Source organism: Promicromonospora kroppenstedtii DSM 19349 (assembly GCF_000515355.1).
Taxonomy (GTDB): Bacteria; Actinomycetota; Actinomycetes; order Actinomycetales; family Cellulomonadaceae; genus Promicromonospora; species Promicromonospora kroppenstedtii.
Genome location: NZ_KI911767.1, coordinates 1 through 2,459 on the forward strand (window position 1 = coordinate 1; position 2,459 = coordinate 2,459).

Consider the following 2,459-nt stretch of genomic DNA (forward strand, 5'->3'; position numbering starts at 1 on the left):
CGGCGGGCCACGACGCGCTCGACGCGCCCGTCTCGGGCGGGGAGGCCGGGGCGCGCGAGGGCGCGCTCTCGATCATGGTCGGCGGGCCGGTCGCCGCGTTCGAGCGCTGGCGCGATCTGCTCGGGGCCATGGGGACCACCGTCGTGCGGGTCGGTGACGCGGGCGGCGGGCAGGTGGTCAAGGCCGCCAACCAGCTCGTCGTCGCCACGCACCTCCAGGCGCTCGCCGAGGCCGTCGTGTTCCTGGAGGCCCACGACGCCGACGTCGCCACGGCGCTCTCCGTGATCGCCCGCGGGCTCGGCGGCAGCACCGTGCTCGACCGCAAGGCCGACGGCGTGCTCGCCGGCGACTTCGAGCCGGGCTTCCGCGTCGCTCTGCACCACAAGGACCTGGGCATCGTCGAGGACGCCGCGCGGGCCCGCGGGGCGGTTCTGCCCGTGACGGCCGTCGTCGGGCGGCTGGTCCAGTCGCTCGTGCTGCGCGGGGACGGCGGCCTCGACCACTCGGCGCTGGTGGCCCTGGCCCGCGAGCTGAACGGGGCGGTGGACCGATGAGCCTGACCACCCAGCGCCCGGGCACCGGCGAGCAGGTGCGGCCCGGCTGGTGGGAGCAGCCGTTCGGGGTGTTCCAGACCAACCTCCGCGAGATCGACGCGGACCTCGACGTCGAGCGCACGCTGGACGCCGTCGAGGAGCACGGCGCGAACGTCTGGCTGCTCAACGTGGGCGGCATCCTCTCCCACTACCCGACCCGGCTCGACTTCCAGACAGCCAACCCCTACCTGGCCGGGCGGGCGAGCGGCGACCTCGTCGGGGACGCGCTGGCCGCCGCTCGGCGCCGGGGCGTGCGGCTGCTCGCGCGGATGGACTTCTCCAAGGTCGCGCCGGCGATCGCGGACGCGCACCCGGAGTGGCTCTATGTCTCCCCGGCCGGCGCGCGCCAGGAGTTCGAGGGCCTGGTCAGCGTCTGCCCCAGCGCCGGCTACCAGCAGGAACGCCTCTTCGACGTGCTCGACGAGGTGCTGGGCCGCTACGACGTGGACGGGTTCTTCTTCAACTGGTTCGGCTTCAACGAGGTGGACTACGCCGGCCGCGTGCACGGCGTGTGCCACTGCGCCGCGTGCGTCACGGGCTTCCGGGAGCACACCGGGCTCGACCGGCTGCCCGACCGCGCGGGTGACGCGGGCTACCGGCAGTGGCGCGGGTACGCCGCCGCCACGATCGAGGCGCTCACCGCCCGGGTCCGGGCCCACATCGCGGCGCTCCGCCCGGACGCGGGGCTCATCCTGGGCACGGCGGCCGACGTGCTGTTCCACGAGGCGAACAACGCGATCGGGCGCACCCTGTGGCCGTACGCCACCGGCGAGGCGGTCAGCGCCCTGCGGTCGGCGCGCCCCGGCAAGCCCGTGCTGGTCAATGCCGTCGCGTTCTGGGACATGCCGTACCGGCTCGCCGACGAGCAGCCCGAGATGCTCGGCCAGTACCTCGCCCAGGCGATCTCGCGCGGCGCCAACCCGTCGACCTACATCATGGGGCCCACCGGCCGGATCGCCTACGGCGGCCTGTCCGCGGCCGCCGAGGTCACGCGGTTCCACCGCGACCACCGGCTCGACTACACCGGGCTCGCGCCCGCGGCCGAGGTGGCCCTGGTCCGTCCCGACCTGCTGGACGACGACGGCCGGTACGGCACCGGCACCGCGGAGCACCGGGGACTGCTGGCCGGCCTGGTCGAACGGCACGTGCCCTTCGACGTCGTGCCCGCAGGGGCGCTGGAGTCCGTGGCCCTGCCCGAGCGCTTCCGGGTGCTCGTGCTGCCCGACCTGCCCTCCCTGTCCGACGGTGCCGTCGCCGCGCTCGACCGGTTCGTCCGGGACGGCGGCTCGATCGTAGCCACCGGCCGCAGCGGCATCGGGCCCGACGGGTCGGTGGTCGACTGGTTCCCGGCGCTGGCCCAGACCACCGTCGACACCGACCGCGACCTGCTGAGGTCGAGCTACGTCCAGCTCGACGACGCCCCCTCGGTCGAGGGCGCGCTGCTCGTGCCGCGGCACGGCCGCCACCACCGGGTGACCTGGCGGGTGGACGCCGCGACGCGGTACCCCCTCGTCGAGCACGCCTCGTACGGCCCGCCGGAGAAGGCCTACGGCCACGTACCGGGCACCGAGCCCGTCTGCGGGGAACGCCGGCACGGCGCCGGCACCGTGGTCCAGCTCCCCTGGGTGGTGGGCACGGCCTACCAGGACACCCGGCTCACCCGGCTGCGCGACGTCGCGGTCGACCTCGTCGTCGAACGGCTCCGCGACCGGCCGGGCGGCCGGCTGCCGGTCGTCGTCGAGGCGCCGGAGCAGGTCGAGGTCGTCGTCGGGCGCTCGGCGGCGGGGCTCGTGGTGCACCTGCTGAACCACTCCGGCCAGCGCGGCAACGGGTACGGCCCGGCGGTCCCCGTGCACGACGTCGTGC

The 2,459-nt window shown here is 75.4% G+C and carries 2 protein-coding genes; both read left to right on the plus strand.

All coding sequences use genetic code 11. The features are described from left to right. Nucleotides 1-554 (plus strand): NAD-binding protein (locus tag PROKR_RS30115; RefSeq protein ID WP_036971656.1); only part of this gene is annotated, 554 nt, incomplete at its 5' end. Then, on the plus strand, nucleotides 551-2,459 hold a 1,909-nt coding region (locus PROKR_RS30120; protein WP_051433526.1), incomplete at its 3' end, for an alpha-amylase family protein. The genes PROKR_RS30115 and PROKR_RS30120, both read left to right, overlap by 4 nt.